The organism is Nostocoides sp. F2B08 (assembly GCF_009184895.1).
Taxonomy (GTDB): Bacteria; Actinomycetota; Actinomycetes; order Actinomycetales; family Dermatophilaceae; genus F2B08.
Genome location: NZ_WESE01000004.1, coordinates 190,255 through 216,051 on the forward strand (window position 1 = coordinate 190,255; position 25,797 = coordinate 216,051).

At 71.8% G+C, this 25,797-nt stretch carries 27 protein-coding genes; 13 read left to right on the forward strand and 14 right to left on the reverse strand.

The genetic code is table 11. The annotated features are described in order from the left end of the window. The first annotated feature begins 32 nt into the window (after positions 1-32). The 6 genes from GA707_RS10770 to GA707_RS10795 all read left to right on the forward strand — a co-directional run bounded on the left by GA707_RS10770 (position 33) and on the right by GA707_RS10795 (position 7,172). On the forward strand, positions 33-1,292 hold the full coding sequence (locus tag GA707_RS10770) for an FAD-binding oxidoreductase (protein WP_226963719.1): 1,260 nt from the start codon (positions 33-35) through the stop codon (positions 1,290-1,292). A gap of 205 nt (positions 1,293-1,497) precedes the next feature. Continuing rightward, positions 1,498-1,980, forward strand: a complete 483-nt coding sequence (locus GA707_RS10775) for a glutathione peroxidase (RefSeq protein WP_152178438.1) — start codon at positions 1,498-1,500, stop codon at positions 1,978-1,980. A 179-nt stretch (positions 1,981-2,159) separates the two neighbouring features. Then, on the forward strand, positions 2,160-4,037 hold the full coding sequence (locus GA707_RS10780) for an acyl-CoA dehydrogenase (RefSeq protein WP_152178439.1): 1,878 nt from the start codon (positions 2,160-2,162) through the stop codon (positions 4,035-4,037). Between the two features lie 78 nt (positions 4,038-4,115). Continuing rightward, positions 4,116-4,964, forward strand: coding sequence for a maleylpyruvate isomerase family mycothiol-dependent enzyme (locus GA707_RS10785; protein ID WP_193315283.1), 849 nt, complete (start codon positions 4,116-4,118; stop codon positions 4,962-4,964). A 73-nt stretch (positions 4,965-5,037) separates the two neighbouring features. Further along, on the forward strand, positions 5,038-5,496 hold the full coding sequence (locus GA707_RS10790; RefSeq protein WP_193315284.1) for a MarR family winged helix-turn-helix transcriptional regulator: 459 nt from the start codon (positions 5,038-5,040) through the stop codon (positions 5,494-5,496). Beyond that, the gene (locus tag GA707_RS10795; RefSeq protein WP_152178442.1) at positions 5,493-7,172 is read left to right on the forward strand and encodes an MDR family MFS transporter; all 1,680 of its coding nucleotides are present in this window, start codon (positions 5,493-5,495) and stop codon (positions 7,170-7,172) included. Before GA707_RS10790 ends, GA707_RS10795 begins: the two co-directional genes overlap by 4 nt. Before the next feature lie 100 nt (positions 7,173-7,272). On the opposite strand, the gene GA707_RS10800 is transcribed toward GA707_RS10795, so the two are convergent. From GA707_RS10800 to GA707_RS10810, 3 genes are all read right to left on the reverse strand, one after another. Further along, positions 7,273-7,524, reverse strand: coding sequence for a DUF6458 family protein (locus GA707_RS10800; RefSeq protein WP_152178443.1), 252 nt, complete (start codon positions 7,522-7,524; stop codon positions 7,273-7,275). A 275-nt stretch (positions 7,525-7,799) separates the two neighbouring features. Then, entirely contained in the window at positions 7,800-8,621 is an 822-nt protein-coding gene (locus GA707_RS10805) for a carbon-nitrogen family hydrolase (protein WP_226963720.1), read from the reverse strand. Continuing rightward, on the reverse strand, positions 8,618-10,636 hold the full coding sequence (locus tag GA707_RS10810; RefSeq protein ID WP_152178444.1) for a cytochrome c oxidase assembly protein: 2,019 nt from the start codon (positions 10,634-10,636) through the stop codon (positions 8,618-8,620). Before GA707_RS10810 ends, GA707_RS10805 begins: the two co-directional genes overlap by 4 nt. A gap of 86 nt (positions 10,637-10,722) precedes the next feature. Between GA707_RS10810 and GA707_RS10815 the strand changes: the two genes are divergently transcribed. Beyond that, a complete protein-coding gene (locus tag GA707_RS10815; protein ID WP_152178445.1) occupies positions 10,723-12,048 on the forward strand; it encodes a wax ester/triacylglycerol synthase domain-containing protein in 1,326 nt (441 codons plus the stop codon). A 37-nt stretch (positions 12,049-12,085) separates the two neighbouring features. Here the strand turns inward: GA707_RS10815 and GA707_RS10820 are convergent, their stop codons facing one another. The 6 genes from GA707_RS10820 to GA707_RS10845 all read right to left on the reverse strand — a co-directional run bounded on the left by GA707_RS10820 (position 12,086) and on the right by GA707_RS10845 (position 16,943). Beyond that, complete coding sequence (locus tag GA707_RS10820) at positions 12,086-13,297, reverse strand: MFS transporter (RefSeq protein ID WP_152178446.1); 1,212 nt, start codon at positions 13,295-13,297, stop codon at positions 12,086-12,088. A gap of 125 nt (positions 13,298-13,422) precedes the next feature. Next, positions 13,423-13,623, reverse strand: a complete 201-nt coding sequence (locus GA707_RS10825) for a ferredoxin (RefSeq protein WP_152178447.1) — start codon at positions 13,621-13,623, stop codon at positions 13,423-13,425. After that, the gene (locus GA707_RS10830; RefSeq protein ID WP_193315285.1) at positions 13,620-14,879 is read right to left on the reverse strand and encodes an NADH-ubiquinone oxidoreductase-F iron-sulfur binding region domain-containing protein; all 1,260 of its coding nucleotides are present in this window, start codon (positions 14,877-14,879) and stop codon (positions 13,620-13,622) included. The genes GA707_RS10825 and GA707_RS10830 overlap by 4 nt, the downstream gene beginning before the upstream one ends. Then, on the reverse strand, positions 14,876-15,511 hold the full coding sequence (locus tag GA707_RS10835; protein ID WP_152178449.1) for a ferric reductase-like transmembrane domain-containing protein: 636 nt from the start codon (positions 15,509-15,511) through the stop codon (positions 14,876-14,878). The genes GA707_RS10830 and GA707_RS10835 overlap by 4 nt, the downstream gene beginning before the upstream one ends. After that, positions 15,508-16,530 carry an FAD:protein FMN transferase gene (locus GA707_RS10840; protein ID WP_226963755.1) on the reverse strand — a complete coding sequence of 341 codons (1,023 nt, stop codon included), beginning with the start codon at positions 16,528-16,530 and terminating at the stop codon, positions 15,508-15,510. The genes GA707_RS10835 and GA707_RS10840 overlap by 4 nt, the downstream gene beginning before the upstream one ends. A gap of 5 nt (positions 16,531-16,535) precedes the next feature. Further along, a complete protein-coding gene (locus GA707_RS10845) occupies positions 16,536-16,943 on the reverse strand; it encodes a hypothetical protein (protein WP_152178451.1) in 408 nt (135 codons plus the stop codon). A gap of 299 nt (positions 16,944-17,242) precedes the next feature. Here GA707_RS10845 and GA707_RS10850 point away from each other — a divergent pair, with 299 nt between their 5' ends. Then, complete coding sequence (locus GA707_RS10850) at positions 17,243-17,611, forward strand: hypothetical protein (protein ID WP_152178452.1); 369 nt, start codon at positions 17,243-17,245, stop codon at positions 17,609-17,611. A gap of 26 nt (positions 17,612-17,637) precedes the next feature. On the opposite strand, the gene GA707_RS10855 is transcribed toward GA707_RS10850, so the two are convergent. Together GA707_RS10855 and GA707_RS10860 are read right to left on the reverse strand one after the other, a co-directional pair. After that, the gene (locus tag GA707_RS10855) at positions 17,638-19,083 is read right to left on the reverse strand and encodes a HAMP domain-containing sensor histidine kinase (protein ID WP_152178453.1); all 1,446 of its coding nucleotides are present in this window, start codon (positions 19,081-19,083) and stop codon (positions 17,638-17,640) included. Further along, positions 19,080-19,784 (reverse strand): response regulator transcription factor, encoded by a 705-nt coding sequence (locus GA707_RS10860; RefSeq protein ID WP_152178454.1) that lies wholly within the window; start codon positions 19,782-19,784, stop codon positions 19,080-19,082. Before GA707_RS10860 ends, GA707_RS10855 begins: the two co-directional genes overlap by 4 nt. 26 nt (positions 19,785-19,810) lie before the next feature. Here GA707_RS10860 and GA707_RS10865 point away from each other — a divergent pair, with 26 nt between their 5' ends. From GA707_RS10865 to GA707_RS10885, 5 genes are all read left to right on the forward strand, one after another. Further along, positions 19,811-20,299: a hypothetical protein gene (locus GA707_RS10865; RefSeq protein WP_152178455.1), complete on the forward strand. Its 489-nt coding sequence runs from the start codon at positions 19,811-19,813 to the stop codon at positions 20,297-20,299. A gap of 33 nt (positions 20,300-20,332) precedes the next feature. Next, positions 20,333-20,725, forward strand: a complete 393-nt coding sequence (locus tag GA707_RS10870; protein ID WP_152178769.1) for a YrdB family protein — start codon at positions 20,333-20,335, stop codon at positions 20,723-20,725. Positions 20,726-20,731: 6 nt separating this feature from the next. Continuing rightward, positions 20,732-21,901, forward strand: a complete 1,170-nt coding sequence (locus GA707_RS10875; protein ID WP_152178456.1) for a YibE/F family protein — start codon at positions 20,732-20,734, stop codon at positions 21,899-21,901. A 10-nt stretch (positions 21,902-21,911) separates the two neighbouring features. Then, entirely contained in the window at positions 21,912-23,291 is a 1,380-nt protein-coding gene (locus GA707_RS10880; RefSeq protein ID WP_152178457.1) for an adenylate/guanylate cyclase domain-containing protein, read from the forward strand. Positions 23,292-23,368: 77 nt separating this feature from the next. Next, positions 23,369-23,749: a Rieske (2Fe-2S) protein gene (locus GA707_RS10885; RefSeq protein ID WP_152178458.1), complete on the forward strand. Its 381-nt coding sequence runs from the start codon at positions 23,369-23,371 to the stop codon at positions 23,747-23,749. Here GA707_RS10885 and GA707_RS10890 read toward each other — a convergent pair. From GA707_RS10890 to GA707_RS10900, 3 genes are all read right to left on the reverse strand, one after another. Beyond that, positions 23,746-24,240 (reverse strand): YdeI/OmpD-associated family protein, encoded by a 495-nt coding sequence (locus GA707_RS10890; protein WP_152178459.1) that lies wholly within the window; start codon positions 24,238-24,240, stop codon positions 23,746-23,748. The two genes, GA707_RS10885 and GA707_RS10890, sit on opposite strands and share 4 nt — an antisense overlap. A gap of 86 nt (positions 24,241-24,326) precedes the next feature. Beyond that, entirely contained in the window at positions 24,327-24,812 is a 486-nt protein-coding gene (locus GA707_RS10895; RefSeq protein WP_152178460.1) for a cupin domain-containing protein, read from the reverse strand. 70 nt (positions 24,813-24,882) lie between these two features. Then, positions 24,883-25,785 (reverse strand): hypothetical protein, encoded by a 903-nt coding sequence (locus GA707_RS10900; protein ID WP_152178461.1) that lies wholly within the window; start codon positions 25,783-25,785, stop codon positions 24,883-24,885. Positions 25,786-25,797 lie beyond the last annotated feature (12 nt).

Consider the following 25,797-nt stretch of genomic DNA (forward strand, 5'->3'; position numbering starts at 1 on the left):
CATCGCGCTGCCACGGCGACGAGAATGTACGGATGGGCAGCGTGCAGTCGGTCGCCGTCGTCGGGGCGGGCATGGTCGGTCTGGCCACCGCGTGGCACCTGCAGGAGCACGGGGTGCAGGTCACGGTCCTGGACCGGGAGGGGGTCGCGGCCGGGGCATCGTGGGGGAACGCCGGGTGGCTGACGCCCGCGTTCGTCGCGCCGCTGCCGGAGCCGGCCCTGTTGCGGTACGGCCTGCGCGCCCTGGTCTCGCCGAAGTCGCCCGTGTATGCGCCCCTCGCCGCCGACCGCAACCTCGCCCGGTTCATGGCCGGCTTCCTGCGGCACAGCACCCACGCCCGCTGGCAGGAGTCGATGCGCAGCCTGCTGCCGCTCGTGCGCGAGGCGCTCCCGGCGTTCGACCACCTCCGCGCGGAGGGCGTCTCGGGCGAGGTGCTCCGGGCCGACCCGGTGGTCGCGGCCTTCCCCCGCGTGGCGCAGGCCGGGCCGCTGACCGACGAGCTCGAGCACATCGCCGAGGTGGGCGGCACCGTGGCCTATGAGCTCGTGTCGGGCCAGGTCGCGAGGCGGCTCGCCCCCGTGCTCGCCGACTCGATCCAGGCGGCGGTGCTCGTGCGGGGCCAGCGCTTCATCAACCCGGTGACCTATGTCCACTCCCTCGCCGACGCCGTCCGGGCGAGGGGTGGCTCGGTCGTCGAGGGGGCCGAGGTCGTCGGGGTGCGGTCGGGGCCGGACGGCGTGGTCGTCGAGGTCGGTGGTGCCGAGGGCTCTGCCGAAGGAGGCGGTCGCTTCGACGCCGTCGTCGTCGCGACCGGCGCCTGGCTCGGACGGCTCTGCGCGCCGCTCGGGGTCACGCGCGTGGTGCAGGCCGGGCGCGGCTACTCGTTCAGCGTGGCCGCCGACCCGGTGCCGGAGGTGCCCGTCTATCTGCCCACGGCACGGGTCGCCGTGACGCCGCTCGGGGACCGGGTGCGGGTCGCCGGGATGATGGAGCTGCGCCGACCCGATGCCCGCTTCGACCACCGCCGCGTCACCGCGATCGTCGACTCGGTGCGACCGCTGCTGCAGGGCGTCGACCTCGACTCACGGCGCGACGAATGGGTCGGCTCGCGCCCGGTGACCATCGACGGGCTGCCGCTGATCGGCGCGACCGAGGCGTCCGGAGTCTTCGTCGCCGGGGGACACGGGATGTGGGGTGTCACTCTCGGCCCCGTCACCGGCCGCCTGCTCGCCGAGCAGGTCGTCACCGGCCGCACGCCCGACGCGCTGCGTCCGTTCGACCCATTGCGCTGAGGCCCCCGGCGGGAGCCTTTTCTTCCGTGGGAAGAAAACCCCACCTTCGGGAAGGGAGTCTTGCTTCCCATACCTGTCGTTTTCTTCCCGAAGCCGCCCAGCCCTCATGGGCGGTCGCCGAGTTGGGCGGCGCCGTGGACATCGAGGACGATGCTCGGAGTCCGTCCCCCACCCCGCCACCCCCACATACCTCTCGGGAGCCCACATGCCCAGTCTCACCGACTTCACCGCCCGCACGATCGACGGGACCGACAAGCCCCTCTCCGACTACGCGGGCCAGGTCGTCCTCGTCGTCAACACGGCGAGCCAGTGCGGTTTCACCCCGCAGTACGCCGGCCTCGAGCGGCTGCATCAGACCTACGGCGACGAAGGCTTCGCGGTGCTCGGCTTTCCGTGCAACCAGTTCGGCGGCCAGGAGCCCGGCACCGAGGACGAGATCGCCGCGTTCTGCGAGACGAGCTTCGGCGTGACGTTCCCGATGTTCGCCAAGGTCGACGTCAACGGCTCCGACGCCGACCCCCTCTTCGAGTGGCTGAAGTCGGAGAAGGGCGGACTGCTGGGGGACCGGATCAAGTGGAACTTCACGAAGTTCCTCGTCGGCCGTGACGGTCAGGTCATCGAGCGGTATGCGCCGCAGACCGACCCCGCCGACCTCACCGAGGACATCGAGGCGGCTCTGCAGGCCTGACACCCGCAGTGGGTGGCGCCGAACGAGGGCTGTCCGCCTCCCCTGGCACCACCGCGCCACAGCCGAATGTTGCGCACGCCACATCGCGGACTCTTGCCGCCCGGCTCGGCGCGGGACGACACTGGACTAAGCAAGCGCTTAGTCACGGGCGCTGTCGTCCTGCCCTGGAAGGAGCCCAGATGGGCCACTACACCGCCAACCTGCGCGACATCGAGTTCAACCTCTTCGAGGTGTTCGGCCGCGGCGAGCTCCTGGGCCACGGCCCCTACGAGGAGCTCGACACCGACACCGCTCGGGAGATGCTCAAGGAGATGGCCCGGCTCGCCGAGAACGAGCTCGCCGAGTCCTTCTCCGACGCCGACCGCAACCCGCCCGTCTACGACCCCGCGACCCAGCACGTCACGATGCCGGAGTCGTTCGCGAAGTCCTTCCGCGCATACCGCGACTCGGGCTTCTGGAACATCGACGTGCCCGCCGAGCTCGGCGGCACCGTCGCCCCGCCGAGCTTCCGCTGGGCGATGAACGAGATGATGCTCGGCTCCAACCCGGCCGTCGCGATGTTCGCCGCCTCCTACGGTTTCGCGGCCCTGCTGCAGCGCTACGGCACCGAGGACCAGAAGAAGCTGGCCCACTGGATCGTCGAGAAGAACTGGCACTGCACGATGGTGCTGACCGAACCCGACGCCGGCTCCGACGTCGGCGCCGGCCGCACCAAGGCCATCGACAACGGCGACGGAACGTGGCGGATCGAGGGCGTCAAGCGCTTCATCACCAGTGCCGAGTCCGACATGGTCGACAACGTCGTCCACTTCGTGCTCGCCCGCCCCGAGGGCGCCGGCCCGGGCACCAAGGGTCTGAGCCTCTTCGTCCTGTCCAAGTACGACGTCGACCTCGAGACCGGCGAGCTCGGCGAGCGAAACGGCGTCTACGTGACCAACGTCGAGAAGAAGATGGGCCTGAAGGTCAGCACGACGTGCGAGCTCACCTTCGGCGGCGAGCGGCCCGCCATCGGCACGCTCTACGGCGACGTCCACGACGGCATCGCGCAGATGTTCCACGTCATCGAGAACGCCCGGATGATGGTGGGCACCAAGGCCATCGCGACCCTCTCGGCCGGCTACCTCAACGCCCTGTCCTACGCCAAGGACCGGGTCCAGGGCGCCGACATGACGCAGATGACCGACAAGTCCGCCCCGCGCGTGACGATCACCCACCACCCCGACGTGCGCCGCAGCCTCATGCTGCAGAAGGCCTACGCCGAGGGTCTGCGTTCCCTCGTGCTCTACACCGCGACCCAGCAGGACGCGGTCGATCTGGCCCGCTTCGAGACCGGCTCCGAGCAGCTCGAGCGCGGCACCCCCGGTGAGATCGCGAGCCGGGTCAACGACCTCCTCCTGCCGATCGTCAAGGGCCTCGGCTCCGAGCGCGCCTGGGTGCTGCTCGGCACCGAGTCCCTCCAGACCTTCGGCGGCTCCGGGTTCCTCCAGGACTACCCGGTGGAGCAGTACGTCCGCGACGCCAAGATCGACACGCTCTACGAGGGCACGACGGCCATCCAGGGCCTGGACTTCTTCTTCCGCAAGATCATCAAGGACAAGGCGGAGTCCCTCGGCCTCCTGGCCAACCAGATCCAGGAGCTCGCCAAGGACATGGGCAGCCATGGCGGTGCGCTCGACCGCGAGAAGGGTCTGCTCGGCGAGGCGCTCGAAAGCGTCCAGGGCATCCTCGGCTTCATGGTCGGCGAGCTCATGAAGTCCGACCCGCGCGCTGAGGGCGGCGATGTCCGCAACCTCTACAAGGTCGGCCAGAACACGACCCGCTTCCTGCTCTCGGCCGGCGACCTCGTCGTCGGGTGGCTGCTGCTGCGTCAGGCCGAGGTCGCGCTCGACGCGCTTGAGCGGGACGGCCTGAGCGAGAAGGACCGCGACTTCTACACCGGCAAGGTGGCCGCCGCCAAGTTCTACGCCCGCCAGGTGCTGCCCCGCCTCGCCGCCGAGCGCGCGATGGCCGAGGTCACCGACAACGAGCTCATGGACGTGCCCGAGTCAGCGTTCTGACACACGCCTCCCGTCCGGTCGCCCCCGACCGGACTCACATGGCCCCCGACCCCGCCGCTCATGGCTAGGTTGGGGGTCATGTCGTTCGCCCACGTCTCACCCGCCCCGCCGATGGACCTGGCGGGCCTGGCCACCGCATACGAGCAGACGGCGCGTGCGGTCCTCGCGCTGGGCCGCGGCTGTCCACCCGAGCGGGCCGGCGACCCGACGCCGTGCCCCGGCTGGGACGTCTTCGCGCAGGTCGCGCACGTCGAGTCGCTGGAGTCGATGTTCCTCGGCGAACCGCCGCCGCAGGTCGACATCGGCCGGCCTGAGCACGTGCGCAGCGACATGGGAGGGTTCATCGAGCAGCTCGTCGAGTCCCGGCGCGGGATGTCGCTGGCCGACCTGTGCGACCGTCTCGAGTCGGCCATCGACAGGCGCGTGCGCCATTGGCGCACATCGGGACTCACGCTCGAGGCCCGGGAGCCCGGACCGTTCGGGATGTCGACCGTCGGGGACGTCCTCTCGATCCGCTGCTTCGACATCTGGACCCACGAGCAGGACCTGCGCGAGACCCTCGGCGAGCCCGGCGGCCTCGACTCACCGGCCGCGTCGATCGCCATGTCGAGGTTGTATGCGGCGCTCGGCCGGGTCGTCGTACGCGCCGGTGTGCCGGTGGGAGAGTCGGTCGTGGTCGAGCTGAGCGGACCGGTCACCGGCCGACAGGGAGCGCGCGTGGCGGAGGTCGACGGGAGGCTCCGCGGAGTGCTCGAGGACGTGTCGGACGAGGACGCGCGGTGCGTGCTCACGCTGGGCACCCGGGAGATGGGACGGCTCGGCGCTGGACGCGTCCCGATGGGCGAGGCCGGCGGCTTCCCGTGGACGGCGACCGGAGATCTCGGGACGGCCGCGGCGCTCGTCGCCCACTTCGCCGTCACCCCCTGAGGCGATCCGCCGTCCCTAGCGCACGGGTTGTACGCCCCTGGCGCACGGGTTGCACGCGACTTATAGTTGCATGGTGCAACCAACCATATCCCCCCGACTGGGCGACGAGCTCGTGCGGGTCCTCAAGCTCATGCAGGCCGCCCGCAGCCGGTGGCCCGGACCCGCAGAGGGGCTCGACAGCTCGGCCTTCCCGATCCTCTTCGTCCTCTCGCGAGAGCCACAGCGGGTCAGCGAGATCGCGGACACCATCCACTCCGACGTCTCGACCGTGAGCCGGCAGGTCGCTGGGCTCATCCGCTCCGGGTTCGTCGACCGGACCCCCGACCCCGAGGACCGACGAGCCCAGGTGCTGACGCTCACACAGGACGGTCGCGACATCATCGCCACCCATCGGCGGCTCCGCGACGAGTGGCTCAGCCGACTCGTCGGTGACTGGCCCGACGAGGACCTCACCGCGCTGACGAACCTTCTCGCCCGGTTCGGCGACTCCCTCCAGGACCACCTCGGCGGCCCGCAGGACGGCATCTCATGAGCGCCGCGGCACAGCCGGCCCCCACGACGCCGGCGACCGAGCTCACCCACCGCGAGGTGGTGACGATCCTCCTCGGGCTCATGACCGGGATGTTCCTCGCCGCACTCGACCAGACGATCGTCGCGACGGCGATCCGGACGATCGCCGACGACCTGCAGGGTCTGCAGCACCAGGCGTGGGCGACCACCGCATACCTCATCACCTCGACGATCGTCACGCCGCTCTACGGCAAGCTCGGCGACATCTACGGGCGCAAGCGCCTCTTCACCACGGCGATCACGATCTTCATCTTCGGCTCGGTGCTCTGCACCTTCGCGACGTCGATGGAGAGCCTCGCCGTCTCCCGGGCCGTCCAGGGCCTCGGAGCGGGCGGCCTGTTCTCACTCGCCCTCGCGATCATCGGAGACATCGTCCCGCCGCGCGAGCGGGCGAAGTACCAGGGCTACTTCCTCGCCGTGTTCGGCACCTCCTCGGTGCTCGGTCCGGTCATCGGCGGCTTCTTCGCCGGTCAGGAGACCCTGCTCGGCATCGACGGCTGGCGGTGGGTCTTCCTCGTCAACGTGCCGATCGGCATCGTCGCGCTCCTCGTCGTCCGACGCACGCTGCACCTGCGCCACCAGCGTCTCGACCACCGCATCGACTGGGCGGGCGCCGTGCTGCTCTCGCTCGCCCTCGTCCCCCTCCTGCTCGTCCTCGAACAGGGACGCGAGTGGGGCTGGGACTCGCCGCGCTCGATCGCCGCCTTCGTCGTCGGCGGCCTGGCGGCTCTGGCCTTCCTCTGGCAGGAGTGGCGGATGGGCGAGGAGGCGATCCTGCCGCTCAGGATGTTCCGCAACAGGACCGTGGGCGTGGCGTCGGTGGCGTCGGTGCTCATCGGCATCGCGATGTTCGGCGGACTGGCGTCGATCCCGCTCTACCTGCAGATCGTCAAGGGTGCGACGCCAACCGAAGCCGGACTGCTCCTCCTGCCGATGACCCTGGGCATCATGTTCGGCTCGGTGTTCTCGGGCCAGCTCATCTCGCGAACGGGTCGCTACCGACACTTCCCGATCATCGGCGGAGCCCTGCTGGCCGTCTCGCTGTTCGCGTTCGGCTGGGTGGCCTACGACACTCCGCTGTGGCAGACGATGATCATCATGGTGTTCTTCGGAGTCGGACTCGGCTTCAACTTCCAGCCGCTCACCCTCGCCGTCCAGAACGCCGTGCCCCCTCAGCAGATCGGCGTGGCGACCTCGACGGCGACCTTCACCCGGCAGATCGGCGGCACCATCGGCACCGCGGTGTTCCTCTCGATCCTGTTCGGCCGCCTGCCGGAGACCATCGCGGCGGCGACCCAGCGGCTGTCGGGGACCGCGGACTACCAGGCTGCCCTGCGCGACCCCGCCAATGCCGAGTTCGCCGCCCAGCTGGCCCAGGCCCAGGCGAGCGGCTCCAACGCCGCGGCGAGCAGCGGCATCCTCGACGACAGCTCGTTCCTCAGCCAGTTGGACGAGCGGCTCGCCCGCCCGTTCCTCATCGGGTTCTCCGAAGCGATGGACACCGTGTTCCTCGTCGGCGCGGGCGTCATGGTCGTGGGCTTCCTCGTCCTGCTGCTCCTGCCGCACGTCGAGCTGCGCAAGGGGTCGGCGTACTCGGAGCGGGACTCCGCGGTCGCGGCGGCACCGAGCGAGGGCTGAGCGCCCGCGCGCTCTGGAGCAGCCCGGACGACGAACGGCGCGGACGCACACTCCCTTTGGGGTATGCGTCCGCGCCGTCGGTGCGAACGTGCGACCTGCGTCAGCGCGGGTCGACGTCCGTGCGGTCCACGCGCGACCCGGTGTTCGGGTCGACGTGCGACTCACGCGTCGTGCTGTAGCCGCCGGCGCGGCGACCGCGCATCGCGAACGAGAGGGCGATGGCGAGCAGACCGCCGGCGATGAGGATCCAGCCGAGCATGTTCTCGCTCACGCCGGGGATGTCGACGGTGATGACGTCGAAGGCGAAGATCGCGCCGAGGACGATGAGGACCACTCCGAGTCCGATGTACATATCTCCTCCTGAGGAGATCTGGGAACAGAACGCCCCAGCGTAACCCCAGAATCTCTCCTGACCTGCACTGACGCTTCGGGGGCGGAGGTGCGGACGGCCCGTGAGACTCGTGACCCGGAAGCGCGGTACCGCAACGAATCCTCCGGTCCGAGACTCTTGCTCCCTGGTGGGACCGCTATGTCCGACGATCAGCGGAAGGTCCCGCGATCCGCGGAGCAAAGGTCGCGCGAGCGGGACCGCAGCCGCCGGACGGTATGCGGTGGTCGCCCGAGCGGTCAGAGTCGCCGGTCGGCGAGTACGGGGAACGCCTCCCGCGCGGCTGCCACCTCGTCGAGGTCGATGACGACGTCGAGGATCTCCTCCCCGGTCCCGGCCTCGGCGAGCACCTGTCCCATCGGGCCGACGACCTGGGAACGGCCGCCCATCGGCGTGCGAGCGTGGGTGCCGGCGGTGTTCCCCGCGATGAGGAAGGCTTGGTTCTCGATGGCCCGGGCCCGGCCGAGTGTGCTCCAGGCCTCGACCCGCGCCGCCGGCCACGCCGCTGGGACGAGGAAGACCTCGGCACCGGCGTCGAGCTGGGCGCGGTAGAGCTCGGGGAAGCGCAGGTCGTAGCACGTCGACAGCGCCGCGTGGTGCCCGGTCGGCAGGGTGAGGCCGACGATGACCTCGCCGGCCTCCATGAGGAGGGGTTCTCCTGCCCCGAAGCCGAAGCGGTGGACCTTGCGATAGACCGCGAGCTGCTCCCCGTCGGCGGCGTACACGAGCGAGGTGTTGGACAGCTGCTTGCCCTCGACTCCGGGCTCCGCGAGCCGCTCGACGATCGAGCCGGCATGCAGCAGGATCCCGCATTCGCGCGCGAGGGCGCTCATCGCCTCGGCGGTCGGCCCGTCGACCGGCTCCGCCAGCTCGTCCCACAGCTGGTAGCCGAACCCGCTCTGCGGCCACAGCTCGGGCAGCATCACCAGATGAGGAGCATCGCCGGCGGAACCGGAGCAGACCGAGCGCACGAGGTCGGAGACGCGGGAGGTGCGGTCGGCGACCGACTCGCCGTCCGCATACCCGAGCTGGACCAGGCTGACGCGCAGCGGTGAGGTCACCGCCCGCCTCCCGTCCGCCCGCCGCCGCTCCTGCGCTCGGCGAGCATCGCGTTGTAGGCCGCCAGCTCGGCGTCGCCGTCGCGGTCGGCCTGACGGTCCTTGCGGCGGGTCTCCGCCCGATCGCTCTTGACCCAGTTGACTGCGACGAGCAGAGCGAGGATCAGGGTGGGCGCCTCGCCAACCCCCCAGGCGATCTCGCCCGCCGTGTGCTGGTCGGCGAGCGGGTCGGTGAGCCAGGGCAGGTTTAGGTTGGCGAAGTAGTTCGCCGCGAGCAGCGTGTCGGTGCCGGTGAGGATGACGCCGAAGAATGCGTGGAACGAGACCGTGACGAACAGGATCGTCAGCAGCACCAGCGGATGCCAGCGGCGCGGGCCGGGGTCGATGCCGATGAGGACCCACGTGAAGAGGTATCCGGTGATGAGGAAGTGGGCCATCATGAGCAGGTGCCCGGTGTGCGTCGTCAGGGCGAGCTCGAACGCCGGGGAGTAGTAGAAGAGGGCGAGCGAGACGAAGAACAGCATCGCCGCGACGACCGGGTTGGTCAGGACGCGGTTGGCGCGGGAGTGGACGATCTGGAGGATCAGCTCGCGCGGTCCCCACGTCTTGTCCTGCCGCGGCTTGAGTGCGCGGAGGGCGAGGGTCACGGGCGCGCCCGGCACGAGGAGCAACGGCACAAACATGGCGACGAGCATGTGCATGACCATGTGCGTTGAGAACAGAACACGACCCCAGATGCCGGGAGCGCCGCTCGTCGCGTAGATGAAGAGCAGCCACCCGGCGATCCAGACGGCGGTGCGCAACCACGGCCAGTGGTCACCGCGGCGGCGCAGGCGCACCACCCCGGCCACGTAGAGACCGATCGCCACGAGGGCGATGGTCGTCAGGAGCCAGTCGATCCGCCAGGAGAGGAACCAGTCGGCCGTCGTGGGCGCCCCCGGGTCGGGGTAGCCGGACAGGGTCGTGACGAGATCCGCCGGCGGGACCTCACGCAGGTCCGGGGGAACCGCCCGGGACAGGGCGACCCCCAGCGCCGTCGCCGCGGCCATCAGCGTCACCTCGACGGTGACGAGCCGGGCGAAGGCACCCCGGGCCTGCTCGGAGGAGCGCAGCCGGCCGACGATCGATCGGCGCTGCTGCCAGCCGATCGCACCGAGCACCGCGATGATGCCCACCTTGACGAGCACGAGGATGCCGTATGCGCTGGTCACCCCCTCGAGGCCACCGATCCGCAGCCAGGCGCTCTGCATCCCGGACAGGGCGATGGCGACGTAGGACCACAGCGCTAGCACGGAATAGCGCTCGACGGTGGCGGCGAGGTCGGCACCTCGTCCCGGCTCGAGCAGATGCGGGCGCATGAGGACCAGCCCGATCAGCCCGCCCACCCAGACCGTGAGGCCGAGCAGGTGGAAGCCCATCGCGTTGACCGCCTCCTCATGACCGACCGCGTTCGCGGCGTGGCCGGTCAGCGCCGTGACGACCACACCGAAGATCGCGAGGAAGGTCAGCCAGGCCAGAGCCGCGCGCGACGTCGCCGACGATGCGCCGACCGTGACGACGAGCCCGCTCAGCGTGGAGATCGCCAGGACCCGGGTGAGCTCGAGACTGAAGACGAAGGAGCCGATCTGGGTCAGCACCTGGCCCGAGCTCGGCGGTGCCCCGACGAGCTCGGCGAAGGTGAGGAGAACCGTCAGGGCGCCGGCGGTGACCCAGACGACGCCGGCGCGCACCGCATACCGAACCGCCGTGGCGCGCCGCTGCGTGCTGCCACGCTCCGGCATGAGGAACGCCGCGAGGCCGAGCAGGCCGGCCGTGGTGAACGCGGCCAGCTGCCACACGAGGGTCGTGACCGGCAAGCCCCAGCGCACGAGCGGGCCTGGGTCCCCCAGGGTGGGCGGTTCCGTCGAGCCGGTCGCGAGCAGCCCGGCGACGAGCACACCCAGGCCGACCGCGATCGCGCCGCCGAGCACGGTCGGGGTGCTGACCCGAGGCCGCGCCGGGGCGGTGGTCGTCGACATGGGACAAGACTACGTTCGGGTGCCGACGGTGTGCCCGTGAGCCGGTGCGGTTGACCTCGCCGAGCGCCGGGAGCACGATCGACGGTATGGCGACCGCACTCCCCGAGCGGCTGTCGGCCGCGGACGCGTCGAACATCGAGATCGACTCACCGGACCAGGTCAACTCGTTCCTCATGGCTGGGCACCTCGGCGTGGGCGGCTTCGTTCGCGGCCCGGACGACGTCGACCTCGACCTGCTGCGGGCGGCGATCCGCGAGCGTATCGAGCCGTCCGCCTCAGGCGCCGGCGACCTGGTTCGCTTCACCCAGCGGGTGCGTCTGCACCCGCGGCCGCTGGTCTGGGAGGGCTGCGAGCCGGACCTGACGTGGCACGTCCGTCGCACCGAGCCGGTCGCAGGTGAGCAGGGCTTCGCGACGCTCGTTGCCGAGTCGATGACGACACCGCTCCCGCTCGACCGCCCGCTGTGGGAGCTGCTCGTCGTCCCCGGCGCCACCGCCACAGGACCGGGCGTCGTCCTCAGGCTGCACCACTGCGTCTCCGACGGCGTGGGCGCCGTCTCCCTCGTCGGACATCTGTTCGGCGCGGATGCGCAGCCCGAGGAGCGGTCCCGTGCGGCGCCGTCCGCGCAGTCGCCCCGGCCGGGATCGCACTCTCCCCGGCCCACCCGCCCGCGCACCCGGGGCCGGGACCGGCTGCGCACGCTGGCGGCCTCCGTCGCACGGACGACCGCTGTCTTCCGGGCGACCGTCCCGCGCACGGTCCTCCTCGGCCCGATCGGAGGGCACCGGGGCGTGGCGCTCGTCGACGTGCCGGTCGAGCCGCTCGCCGCGGCCGCGAGGGCGCAGGGCGCGACGGTCAACGACGTCCTGCTCGCGGCGGTCGCCGGCTCCGTCGAAGCGACGCTGCGGGCGGACGGCCATCCGGTGCCGGACGTTCTCCCGGCGAGCGTCCCCGTCGCGCTGGCCGAGCGGGGTTCCTCCGGCAACGCGGTCGGCGTGATGCTCGCCCCCCTCCCGAGCGGGGTGGACGACATCGGCCGGCGGATCAGGCTCATCGGCGCCGTGACCCGGACCGCCAAGGACGCGGCGCGGGCGCAGGGCACCTTCGAGCTGACCCGCAGCAGGTTGGGGTCGCGCGCGTTCGCGTGGCTGGCCAGACGGCAGCGCTTCATCGCCTTGTTCGTCACGAACGTGCGTGGTCCTGCGCAACGGATGCACCTGGCCGGCGCGCCGCTGCTGCGAGCCTGGCCGGTGGCGCCGATCCAGGGCAACGTGCGCTTCGGGGTGGCTGCGATGTCCTACGACGGACGGCTCGGGGTGGCGGTGCATGTCGACGCGGACGCTCTCAAAGCGGAGGTCGCCGGCCGCGCTCTGGAGGCCGAACTGCGGCGGGTCGCCGAGTGGGACGGGTGATGCGCGCCGCCGGCAGCGTCCCCGACGGCGCCGTGGTTCAGGTCCCGGAAGCCGCCCGCTCGGCCCGCAGCAACGGCCGGTAGCGGAGGCCGGCCAGGAGGACCGCGACGAGGCCGGCGCCCACCGGCACCGCATATGCGGCGTGCGCCCCGAGGCGGTCCACCGCGATGCCGCCGACCGCCGCACCGAGCGAGATCCCGATGAGGATGCCGGTGACGGCGATCGCCATCCCCTCGGTCATCAGCGCCCGTGGCACGAGATGCTGCGAGAGCGTCATCGCGGTGATGAGCATGGGGGCGGTGGCGCACCCGGCGACGAGCATGACGAGGACGAGCCCCCAGAGGTTCCACAGCTCTCCGACGACCAGTGCGGGAGCCTCGAGGACGAACATGCCGACCGCCGCATACAGCAGTCTGCGGGTGAGCGACATGCGGAAGGTGATGGCTCCGAAGACGATTCCCGCGATGGTCGATCCGAGCGCGAACGAGGCGAGGATGACCGAGGACATCCGCGGCTGCCCCGCCTCGTCCGCGACGGCGACGGCGACGACCTCGTTGGCTCCGAAGATGATGCCGGTCATGACGAGCACGACCGCGACGGGCAGCAGGCCCGCGTGACGGATCGCGAGGCCGGGCGGACGATGCTCGCGATCGGTGACCGGCGGCTCGGTGCGCCTGGCGAAGAGGAAGATGATCATGCCGGTGCCGAAGAGCAGGCTGGCGCCGAGCAGCCCCGCCTCCGGGAACCACGTCGTCGCGAGGAGCACGGCGAGGACCGGGCCGAGGACGAAGGACGCCTCGTCGAGGACCTGCTCGAACGACATCGCGGTGTGCAGTCGGTCGGGACGGTCGCGGAAGATGTGCGCCCAGCGGGCACGGGACATCGGCCCGAGCTCCGGGGTGATCGCCGAGATCGCGTATGCGAGGAAGACCGCCCAGATCGGCGCCAGCTCGGCGGACAGATAGACCGTGACGAGCGCGCCCGTGACCGAGAGCAGGACGAACGGGAGGGCGGCGCGGCGCTGGCCGTGCTTGTCCGCGAGCCGGCCGATGACGGGTCCGGCGATGGCCAGGACGAGGATTCCGACGGCGGAGACGGCGCCGGCCAGGGTGTAGGACCCGCGCCGCTGGCTAAGCATGACGATGACGGCGACGCCGAACATGGCGCCGCCGGTGCGGGCGAGGATGCCTCCGAGCACGAACGGCCAGACGTTGGGGGCCGTGAGGACGGGGCGATATGCGGTGAGCATTGCCGGCTCAGTATGCGGTTCGCGCCTCCGGGGACGCCAACCGGTTCCGCGGACCGGGGGTCGGTCCTGCGCGAACGCCGGGTTCGGGATGCCTGCGCGCTGGCCGCTGGAGCCCGGCAGACGCGTCAGAAGAGGTGGAGGGCCCGGCGCGGGCAGGCCCGAACCGCCTCCCGGGCAAGGATCTGCTCCTCGGCCGGAACCGGCCCCAGGATGACCGGATAGCCCCACTCGTCGAGGAGGATCCGTTCGGGCAGCAGCTCGGCGCAGAGCCCCCGGCCCTCACACCGGGGCCAGTCGACCTTGAGCGCCTTCCCCTCCGCGTTCACAGCGCCTCCACCGCCAGGTCGGCGTGGCACGAGCACCGCTGGCGCAGGTGGGCTTCCACATGGTCGTCGAGGGTGGTCAGCAGTGAGGCGACGAGCCGGGCCGTCCCGTCGGGGTGCGCACAGGCGCCGCGGCCCCGGACGAGTCCGGTGAGCTCCTCGATTCTCGGCCTCGAGTCGACTCCGTGCGCGAGCGCCTCGACCTCCCGGGCGAGGGCGGGGAGCCCGTTCCTGCACGGACCGCACCGACCCGCCGTCTCGGCAGCCAGATAGGCGGTGTAGCGCGCCGTCTCGGCGACCGGGCAGGCACCGGTCGCGAGAGACAGCACCGATCCGGCCCCCAGGGACGCCCCGACTCGGCGGAGGTGCGCGTTCGACCAGCGCACGTCGGCGACGTCATCCGGGTGCACCCAGGACCCGTGGAACCCGCCGATCAGGAGGGGCGCGCGGAGCGCCTCGTCACCCAGTACCGACCCGGCAGGCGCGCCGTGCTCGACCTCGACGACGCGGACTCCCGCGAACCGCCCGTCCGACTGTGGCGGGGTGGTCAGCGTCAGGAGCGTCGTTCCCGGCTCCGCGGCGGTTCCGTGGGAGGCGTATCGCTCGGCTCCCCACCGGACGATCGCCGCCAGGTGTGCAAAGGACTCCGCGTTCGAGAGCAGCGTCGGCCTGCCGCGGTGTCCGTCGACGGCCTCGGGAGCCCAGGACGTCACGGGCAGTCCGGTGCGGCCGGCGATGAGCTCGAGCACGGCGCGGGCCTGCCCCGAGACGAACCTGGGCTCGGCCTCGTGCCACTGCCAGCGCACACCCCGGTCCTGACGGTCGGCGATCGCGGTCGTGACCGCCGTGCCCGCCCACTGTCGATCGGCGGCCGTCACGACGTGGATGGACCGGGCGCCGATGGCTCGGGCGGCCAGCACGGCCCCGTCGAGCACGAGGTGGGGAGCGACCTCGAGCAGCGCCGTGTCCTTGGCGCTGGCCGGTTCTCCTTCGGCGGCGTTGACGACGACCACGGGGCGGCGTCCGGGCAGGCTGCTCCGGCGCTCCAGCACCGTCTCGAGCTTGCGCGCCATCGGGAAGCCGGCGCCCCCGCGGCCCCGGACCGCGAGCGGCGCGAACTGCGCCAGAAGATGGTCCGCGTCGGGGTCAGGAAGCGGACCGAAGCGGGACAGGTGGGCGGCCGACCCGGGTCCGCCGCCGAGCCCGGAGAGCAGGAGCGGGCCGGGAGCCACGTCGACGAGAGCGGGAGGACGGATCATCGTGCACCTGCCGGGTCGGCTCCGAGGAGGTCCTCGAGGTGCGCCTCGTCCGCGTCGCCGGGACCGGTCCGATGAACGGCGCCCACTGCGAGGATCGCTCGGCGCCGCCGGCCTGCTGACACCAGCCGCGCTCCGACCGCCAGGGCGACGGCCGCCACGCATCCGGCGGTGATGGCCGCCAGCCAGCTGCTGCCGGCATCGGTGCCGATGCCCACGCCGTGGACGACACCTGCCGTCCAGGCGGCGTAGGTCGTCAGGTGGACGAGGAACCAGGCACGGTGGGGAAGCCGGCCGCGGGCGAGCGACGTCGCCGCGACGACGAGCGTGAGGTCGAGGGCCAGGGTGCCGAGCCCCAGCCAGACGGGCTCGTAGCTCGCTCCGACCGGCACGACGGCATGCCACCAGCGGATGTCGACGTACTCGTCGACGACCGCGGTGATCGCGTGTGCGGTGAGGAGGAGCACCGAGAGAGCCGCAAGGGTCCGGTGCAGGCCCTGGGTGACGAAGCGGGGCCACAGCGGACTGGCCCCGCGACCGGTCGCGAGCACGCCGAGCACCACCGAGAGCGTGAAGAGGACGAGGAGGACGACACCGGTCCCGCGGTTGAGGTACCAGAGCAGGGGCGAGCTCATTCGGACACCTCGAACCCCGACGCGTCCCAGGCCGGTGTCGTCAGCACACGGTCGTCGACATCCACGAGCCGCGCCGCGACATCGCGCGCGAGCAGCCAGGGCCATGCGGCGTCACCGAGCACCATGGCGGCGGTGCTCGCCGTGTTCGCCGCGACCGCGGTGCGGCCCCAGGCGGTCACGGTGCGCAGCGGGCCGTCGGCGGGGGCACCCGTCCTGGGGTCGACCAGGTGGTTCCACTGCCGACCGCCCCGTGACCACCGGCGCGCGGCCGTGCTCGAGGTCGCGAGACCACCGTCGCGCAGCCGCACCCTCGGGGGAGTCCCATCCGTCTCGAGATCGGCGACGGTGCCGGCCAGAACGACCGGGTAGGCCGGCACTGATGTGACGTTCCCGTCGTCCGGGCCCGCGACCCGGACGTCTCCGCCCACACTGACGAGGGCGGGAGCGCCGAGCTCATGCGCGATGGCGAGAGCCACGAGGTCGGCGGCGAGCGCCTTGCCGGTCGCTCCGAGGTCGAGCTCGGACCCGGGTGGCACGCACACTCCGTCGTCCCCGACCTGCACGTTTCGCCAGTCGCGCCGGGGACGCGGAACAGAGGTGGGCGCGGGGTCGTCCGCAGGGACGAGGGCGAACGTGCGGTCGTATCCGGCTGCGGTGAGCACCGTCCCCAGCGTCGGGTCGACGAGGCCGTCGGTCTCGTCCGCTGCCTCGAGCGCGACCTGCACCGCGGCGACGAGGAGGGGGGACACGGACACGATGCTGCCGGCGGCCCGGTTGGCGTGGCTGAGGTCACTGTCGGCGCGGAAGCGGCTGCAGGCGAGATCCACCTCGTTCAGGATGTCGACGGCGAGCGCCACCGCGGAGGCGATCGCGTCCGGTGTCGTCCGCAGGTCGACATAGGTACCCAGCGCCCGCCACGAGGCGGCGCCGAGATCGGCGTCCACGGCCAGGACGGGTGGGTCGTCGGCCGCCGTGGTGGTCGGGCGGGTCCTCGCGGTCATGGCGGTCATGGCGGTCATGGCGGTCACGAGCCGGTGCTCTTGGCAGGCGGGGCGGGGGGCGGCGGGGGCGTGTCCACTCGGCCCTGCGAACCCGCGGACGATGGTCGGCCCCCGACGGTGGCACTCCCCGAGGAGGATGCTCCGACACGCACCTCGGGGCCCACGACGGTGCGCTCCGGTCGCGGCGTCACCACCACGACCGGGTTCTCGGCGGCCCACTCGGCGAGCGCCTCGGCATGGGCACGGGCGGCCTCCGCCTCGGCCGCGGCGGCCCCGAGGGCGTTGTCGGTCTGGTCCTGTGCCGTCTCGTGCGCCGCTGCGGCGGTGGCCGCCACGGTCCCGGCTGCCGTCGCGGCCGCGAGGGTGCCGCTGAGAACCTGCAGGAGCAGGCGGGAACGGTTGCGTTGAGCGGGGCTCAGGAGCGGTCTCACGGGTGGGTCCTCACGGCGGTCGGGACAGGCACCGGACGGTGCCACCGACCCCACGATCCGGCTCCCCTCGGCAAGGGCGCCTCATCGGTCCGTTAAGGAATCGTCATGCTCGCGATCCCCCGGGCTCCGACGACGGCGCGTCGCCGGTGCGCACACCGTGTGGACGGCGCTGGGGCCCAACCGCCCACGGGGCGACCAGGGCAACTCCTTGATCCTGTCTTGACACGCCCGCGAGGCGCTCTTGACGCGGCGGCCGGGAGCCTGGAGGCAGTCCCAACCGTCCAGTCCCGGAGGTCATCGTGTCGCTGTCCGCCCCCATCGGCGCTGGTCTGCTCATCGGCGGCCTCGCCGCCTTCGCCGTGTACTCCTCGGCAGCGCCGATCGACGAAGCAGCTGTCGGCGTGCCGACCTCCACCCCGACCCTCGCTGCGACGGCGCGGCCGACGGTGACGCTGATGGCGCCGGGGTGTGAACCCCCTGCCGTGCTCGTGGAGGGTGAGTGCCTCGTCACCGTGCCCGGACCCACGATCGCGGTCCCCGGTCCCGGATGGTCGTCCCAGGCGACCGACGAGGAGTGGGAGGACGACGACCATGATGACGACGACCATGATGACGATGATGACGATGACCACCGCGACGACGACCACCACGACCATGACGACGACTGACCAGAGCGCGGAGCCCTCTCACCTCGTCAGGAACGACTCCGCGACTCCGAGTCGACCGACGACCCTTCCTGCGCCGGGAGGGTGACGGTGACGTCGAGGCCGCCGAGGTCCGAACGGTCGAGACTCACGGACCCGCCGACACCTTCGGCCAGACGGTGGACGATCGCGAGCCCGAGCCCGGTCGATCCCGCGTCGCTGTGGCCGCGTCCGCGGTACGGCTGGTGCAGACCGGGACCTGCGTCAGCGACGGTGAGGCTCAGCCCTGCCTGTCGTGCCTCCTCGACACCAGCGGCACCCTCGACACCGGCGGGACTGTCGACACCACCGGAAACGTCGATGATGACCGGACGGATCGTGACGCGGACCTCGGCGCCCTCCGGCGTGTGCGCGAAGACGTTGTCCAGGAGGATGTCGACGATCTCTCGCACGTCCTCGGCCGGCAGCCCGACCGGTGTTCGCACGGTCACGGTCGCGGCGGTCCGGGGGTCGGTCACCGCGCCGTCGTCGACCGCCACGGTCATTCGCCTCCCCTGGTCCTCGGCGAGAGGCGACCAGAAGGCGACTCGAGCGGCGACCACCGCCGGCAGCTCGCTGGACCTCGGGAGCTCGTCACGCACGGCCCGTCTGGCGTCGCGCACGACGTCGTCGATACTGCGCTGGAGCTCGTCGACGTGGGCCCGCAGTCGGCCGGCCAGCTCCTCGTCCGTCACGAGGTCGGTGTCCAGCCGCAGGGCCGTGACGGGAGTGCGGAGCCGATGACCGAGATCTGCGACGTTCTCCCGCTCGGCGGTCACGAGCTCGTGGATCCGGTCGGCGAGCGCGTTGAGCGCACGACCGAGCTCCGCGGTCTCCGGCGGGCCGCCCGGCACTGCTCGGGCGGTCGAGTCGCCCTCGCGCAGCCGGTGTGCGACACGGGCCACCTCGACGACCGGCTCACTGGTGCGCCGGCCCAGTCGGAAAGCTGCCGCCACCGACAGGGCCACCAGTCCCAGGCCGAGGACCGAGATCGTCACCCATGCCCCCAGGACCCCCTCGCGGAGCTCCTCGGCGGGCACCGTGGCAACCACCACCTCGAGACCGCGGGAGGTCGCCACCGGCACGACGGCGTCCAGCCCGTGATCCTGGTCGATGGTGAACGCGCCCTGCTCCTCACGGGCACGCGCGACAGCAGCCCAGGTGTCACGGTCGAGCGTGTCCGCCGTGGGCACACCGTCCCGGCCGAGCACCGTTCCATCGGCCTCGACCACGATGACCTCCGGTCCGCGGATCCCGGCGTCAGCCACGGTGCGGGCGAGGGTCTCCCTGTCCTCGAGGCTGGCCACCAGCGTCGCGACGCTCTGGGCCTGCTCCCGAGCGCGGGTCGTCGCCCGGTCCGTAGCAAGGTTGGCGACGAGGAAGCACAGGGGGACGATGAAGGCCAGCACGACCGCAGAGGTCGTGGCCGCCACGAGGAAGGCGATGCGGCGCGTCACGAGTCAGGATCCTCGCGGGTGTCGCTCGGAGAGGTGAGCCGCACGCCCACGCCACGCACACTGTGGAGGTACACCGGATGAGCGGCCGTCTCGCCCAGCTTGCGACGGAGCCACGACAGGTGGACGTCGACGGTGCGCTCGCCCCCGCCGTACGGTTGGTTCCACACCTCGGCGAGGATGTCTCGTTTCGTGACGACCTCACCCGCGCGGCCGGCGAGCAGGTGGAGCAGATCGAACTCCAGTCGCGACAGGTCGAGCTCGGTCCCGCGCAGGGTCGCCTGCCGGGTCATGGGATCCACGACCAGGTCCCCGACCCGGAGCGGCTCCGGCGCGCCGCCGCCGGCGGTCCGGCGCAGGACCGCCCGGATGCGCGCCTCGAGCTGGTCCATGCCGAAGGGCTTGACGACATAGTCGTCGGCGCCCGCATCGAGAGCCCGCACCACCGAGGGGTCGTCGTCGCGGGCCGTCACGACGATGACGGGCGTGCTCCGCACCGCGCGGAGCATGGTCAGGAGGCTGTGTCCGTCGAGGTCGGGGAGTCCCAGGTCGAGGAGGACGACATCTGGCTGCTCGTCGAGCGCCTGCTGCAGACCTGTCAGCCCCGCCGGAGCGCTCGACACGACGTGGCCGCGATCGGTCAGCGAGCGGATCAGGGACGAGCGGATCGCCGGGTCGTCCTCGATGACGAGCACGTGTGTCACAGTGGGCACACTATGGCAGAGCGGACGTGAGCAGAGTGGGGACGCGACAACGCCGACTCGTGGCGATGGCTCTCGGATGGGTGGCAGTCGTCGTCGCCGTCGCCGTCGTCACCTTCATCGTGGTCGACCGGGCAGGACGGGGGGTGGGGCAGGCCACCGGGGCGCCCACGCTGCCGGACGTCGCCTCCTCGACCGGCACCCTGCCTGCGGCGACGGTGTCAGGCACCGCCGGCTCACCCGGCTCCACGGGGACCCCGACAGGCCCGACCGAGTCCACCGGGGGGACGGCACGCACCGAGTCCTTCACGACGGCCGGTGGCACCGTGGTCGCGTCCTGCGACGGGGAGCAGGTCACCCTCGAGTCCATCACCGTGCGGGACGGCTGGCGGTTCGAGCAGGAGGCCGAGCGGGGACGGCTCGAGGTGAAGTTCGAGAGCCGTCTGGACGACGACGTCGACGATGCCGAGCTCCACCTGGTCTGCGTCGCAGGCACTCCGACCCCCGTCGGCGACTGACACCCACTGGCCGATGGCTATCCTGCCCGGGTGATGGCTGTCCTGCTGGGAGTGCGCTTCGTCGCCGAGCTCGGGATGCTCGCGTGCCTGGGTCTGGCCGGGTGGCGACTCGGGGACTCGTGGCCCACGTCGCTGGGCGTGGCCGTCGTCCTCCCGCTGGCGGGAGCCGTCGCGTGGGGACGTTGGGTGGCCCCGCGGGCCTCACGTCGACTGTCCGACCCCGCACGGCTGATGCTGGAGGTCGCTCTCTTCGGCGCCACGCTGGTGACGGTCCTGCTGGCCGAGCCCGCGCGCTGGCTCGTCGTCCTCGTCGTCGCGGTGTGTGCGGCGTTCCTCGTGAGCATTCCGGCGCGTCGGCACGAACCGGGCCCCGTACCGCCCGCGACCGGCACCGGCGCGGCTCTCGGGACAAACGGACGGGACTGATCGGACATGGCGGGACGCCACGCCCATCCACCTGCGTCCGAAGGTCGGACGCCACCTGCGGTCCTCGCCGTGGTCGCGGCCCTTCTCGTCGTCGTCGGGCTGGCCATGGTCGCCCTGTGGCCCGACGGGGCGACCACATCGGTCGGGACGCCGGCGGGCGACCAGGTCACCGGGGTGGTCGAGAGCGTCGACCCGCAGCCGTGCCCGGATCCGGACGCAGAGGACTGCGGCACGGCCACCGTTCGCCTGACGTCTGGCGACCTCGAGGGGGACACGGTCACCGTCCCGATCCCGGGCGGCGTCGGTGCGCCGACGATCGGCCCGGGTGACGGGGTGGCGATGTCCTACGTGCCCGACAACCCGCCCGAGACCCGTTATGCCATCGTCGACCAGCTCAGAGGGACCCAGCTGTGGGTGCTCCTGATCGCGTTCGTTCTCGCGGTCCTCGCCTTCGGACGGTGGCGAGGCCTCACCGCTCTGCTCGGGTTGTCGGTGTCCTTCGCGATCATCCTCGGGTTCGTCATCCCGGCGATTCTCGACGGCAAACCACCCCTGGCCGTCGCGATCGTCGGATCCGCGGCGATCGTCCTCTCGGTGCTCTACCTCACCCACGGCCTTGGGCGCACCACGACTGTGGCCGTTGCCGGGACACTGGTCAGCCTCGTCATCACCGGACTCCTCGCCGTGGTCGCGGTCGATGCGCTGAGCCTCACCGGCGCCGTCGACGACAGCGCGCTCGCCGTCGGCCAGCTCCAGGGCGTCGACCTGCGCGGCCTGCTCCTGGCCGGCATCTTGATCGGGTCGCTGGGCGTCCTGGACGACGTCACGGTCACCCAGGCGCACACGGTCGAGGAACTCGCCACCGCCAACCCCGGGTACGGCCTCTCGGAGCTCTACGGGTCGGCGATCCGCGTCGGCCGCTCCCATATCGCCTCGGTCATCAACACCATCGTGCTCGCCTACGCCGGAGCCTCCTTGCCGCTCCTCGTGCTCGTCGTGGCCCTCGACGACCCGATCGGCGACATCCTCACCGACCAGCTCGTCGCCACAGAGCTCGTCCGGAGCGCCGTCGGCACCATCGGGTTGATCGCCGCCGTCCCGATCACGACCGCCGCCGCCGCTCTCGTCGCCTCCCGGGGACGACGCGCCCAGAAGGCGTCTGGGGTGCAGGAGTAGCGTGGCGTGAATGCGGGCGTCCTTCTCCGGTCACGGTCGACCCGAGACGCGCTATGCGCAGACACCGCACGGCCACATCGCCTACCAGGCCTTCGGGTCCGGCGACCGCGACATCATGTTCATCACGGGCGCCATCACCAATCTCGACGCCATCTGGGACGAGCCCACAGCGGTTCGGTTCCTGGATCGGCTCGCCGACCTCGGCAGGGTCATCACCTTCGACATGCTGGGTTCGGGGGTCAGCGACCCGATCCCGGGACGGTCGATGTGGCTGCCTCTCGAGGCGAACGTCGACACCGTGATCGCGGTGCTCGACGCGGTCGGGTCGGAGCGGGCCGTCGTCTACGGAGACACCGAGGGCGGGCTGTCGGCGATGATGCTCGCCGCGAGCTTCCCCCACCGGGTCACCTCGCTCGTCCTGGTCAACGCCTTCGCGAAGCTGCTACGGGCCGACGACTATCGGATCGGGATGCCCGAGACCGCCGCGGAGCAGCTGTCCGCGCAGTACTCGACCCAGCACGGGACGACCGGCGACATGCTCGAGCTGACAGCGCCGAGCGTGGCCGACGACCAGCGCTTCAGGACATGGTGGACGCGCTACCAACGGCTGTCCGTCCCCCTCGGCCTGGCCCGGAGCACCTTCGACTGGTACCGGGAGATCGACGTGCGCGCCGCCCTGCCCCTCGTCCAGGCGCCCACCCTGGTCGTGTCCCGACGGGACGCCAGGTTCCACCGCCTGGCCCACGGCGCCTACCTCGCCGAGCACATCCCGGACGCCGAGCTCAAGGTCGTCGAGGGTGCGGACACCGTTCCCTTCCATGCCGGTGACGTCGGGCCGACGCTCGACGCCGTCGAGGACTTCGTGGCCGGACGCCCGGAGAGTGCCCGGACCGAGCGAGTGCTCGCGACGGTCCTGTTCACGGACATCGTCGGGTCGACGTCCCAGGCGTCCCGTCTGGGGGACCAGCGCTGGCTGGACCTGCTGGCCGACCACGACCGCATCGTCCGGTCCCAGGTCGACCGCTACCGGGGCCGGCTCATCAAGATGACCGGTGACGGAGCGATCGCGACCTTCGACGGTCCGGCCCGGGCGATCACCTGCGCAGTGGCCATCACCGAGATGGTCTCGACCCTGGGGCTGCCGGTCCGCGCCGGAATCCACACCGGCGAGGTCCAGCTGCGTGACGGCGACGCCTACGGCCTCGGCATGCACATCGCGGCCCGTGTCATGGACCATGCAGGCGACGGCGGCATCGTCGTGTCGAGCACCGTCAAGGACCTCGTCTTCGGCTCCGGGATCCAGTTCGAGCCGTGCGGGGTCGTCGAGCTCAAGGGACTCTCCGGCGAGTGGCAGCTCTTCGAGGTCACCTCGCTCCAGACACCGACCTGATGCCGTGACGTCGAGATGCCCGCGATGTCGAACAGCCTGGTAGGAATGAGTCACCCAGCCGAGATGAGGTGAGTGGCATGCCGGGTCGAGTGAGGATCGGCACCGTTGCGGAGTTCTCCGACGGCGAGCTCCACACGGTCGAGGTCGACGGCACGTCGATCGTCGTCGGGGCCTCCGGGGACGCGGTCTGCGCAGCGCTCAACCGGTGTCCTCACCTGGGCCTGTCGCTCACCAAGGGGCCCGGCGGCACGCGGTTCTCCGATGGTGAGGTCGTCTGCCCGTGGCACAACTCCCGGTTCGACCTCGCCTCCGGCGAGAACCTGGACTGGACGCCGGGCGTGGCCGGACGGCAGATGCCGCGCTGGTCGCGGCGGATGATCGCGCTCGGCAAGCAGCCGGCCCCCCTGACGACCTATGAGGTCGTCGTCGACGGGAATGACGTCTTCGTCGTGCTCTAGCCGGCGAGGACCTCGGACACGAGGGCGGCGACCCGGCGCTCCCGGGTGATCGGCCGCTTCGCGGACTCGATCGCCGCGAGCCGTTGCCGGCGGACAGCGGGCCGGAGGAGCTCCCACCGGTCCGTCGCGCCGGCGGCGGCGAGCGCGGACTCCACGTCGGCGGGCAGCTCGACCAGGTCCGGATCAGCCGGGGCCAGCACACAGTCGACGACGTCGCCGGGGTCCGCCTCGATCCGGCGCCGCAGGCCCGGACCGACATAGACGTACGGATCGGGGAGGGACGAGACCCGCGTCAGGCCCACGTTGACCCGCTGGTCGTTCAGCGTGCCCGCCGCGCGCCGGGTCCCGAGGGCGAGCGCCTCGGAGTACAGGCCGGCCGGGACGCGAAGGATCACGTACGTGCTACCTCCCCAGGCGAACGGTTCGAGGACCGAGGGAAACTCGTGCGCGTCGGGTTCCCACCGCATACCGTCCGCGGTTCCGGATCCCATCGCCCACCTCGCGTCGCCCTGGTCTTCCGCGGCCAACGGTAGGCGCGTCCAACGAGCCGCGGCGAGGGGCGGGAGCCGCGCGGAACCTAGACGTGCAGGTTGTCGTGCTCGACGAAGAACGCCTCCAACTCGTCGGGGGTGGGGGTCCAGCGGCCCTCCGCCAGGTCGACGAGCCCCTCGAAGTAGGCCTCACGCGGCGCTCCCGGGACGAACAGGATGAGCATGGAGGCCGGCCCGCCCGACTCGTTCCGGAACCCGTGGATCCCACCCTCCGGGACGTACATGAAGTCGCCCGGGCCGCCGACGCGCCAGCGGTCACCGTCGAAGAGCCGGACCCTGCCGGAGAGGACGAAGAAGGACTCGGTGATCGTCCGGTGGAAGTGCGGCCGGGCCCCCGCCGCGTCCGGCCCCATGTCCCAGCGGTAGAGACCGAAGCGTCCGCCCGTGGAGGCCCCCGTCGCGAGATAGCTCGCCGCGCCGCCGGGACGCGGCAGCTCCGGGGGTGCGTCGACCGGACGGAACCGGGCCAGCACGGCTCCGTCCCCGACGTGGACCGGGTCCGGATAGGACATGGACGACACGCTACTGCCGGTATGCGCCGGTCGCGCAGGGTCCTCTCCCTTTCGGGCCGCGCGGGGCGGGCTAGACGTGCTCGCCTCCGCCTGCGGCGTCGAGCCGTCGCCGGGCCCGCTGGACCGCCTCGAGGGCCGAGCGCTCCGCCCGGGTCGCGGCGATCTGGTCGCGGCGGGCGGCCGACTCGGCCTCGGTCGCGTCGTGGACCCTGCGCTCGAGCTCGTCGACCTGCCGCCGGAGCTCCGCCAGCTCGGACGCGAGGTCCTCTCGTCGCCGTCCTGCCTCCACCGCCTGTCGGCGTGCCGCCTCGCACTCGACACGGGCCACCTCGGCGGCCCGTTCGGCGACGTCCAGTTCTCGCTGGGCGCGGACGACCGCCTCCGCGCGTTGCCGCTCTCGGTCCGCCGCGTCGTGGCCGCCTGCGCGAGTTCCGGTCGTAGCCGCAACCGCCGACGTCAACCCGGCCGCTCCCCCGACCGCCACCGCGCCGGTCAGGTCGACCGGCTCCAACCCCGTGGAGCTGAAGGTCGTGACGAGGAGTCCGGTCGCCAGGGCCGCGCCGGCGTCGGCGTCGACCATCGCCGACCGGAGGGTCTCCTCGACATCGGCGACGACCTGGGCGGAGACCGCGCGTCCGGCCTGGCGCCCGATGTCGGCCGCCTGCTCCGCCACCGCTCGGGTCAGCTGTCGTCGCCGCTCGCCGAGAGCCCGCAGCTCGGCCGCGCCGAGGGTTCCCTGCGCGGCGCGGAGTCGCTCCCCCAGCTCGAACAGACGCTCCACCTCGTCGACGTGCAGCCGCACCAGCTGGTTGAGCAGCCACGCGCCGGCCGTCGGCTTGCGCAGCCCCTGGACCGCAGCGGCGAGGTCGGCCTCGCCGCCCGCCTTGAGGGCCTTGGCCCGGCTGTTCCGGGCGCCGGTGAACTCCTCCGGCGGCAGGCCGTAGAGCTCGGCGGCGATGCTCTCGAGGTCCACGGCGGCGGTCTT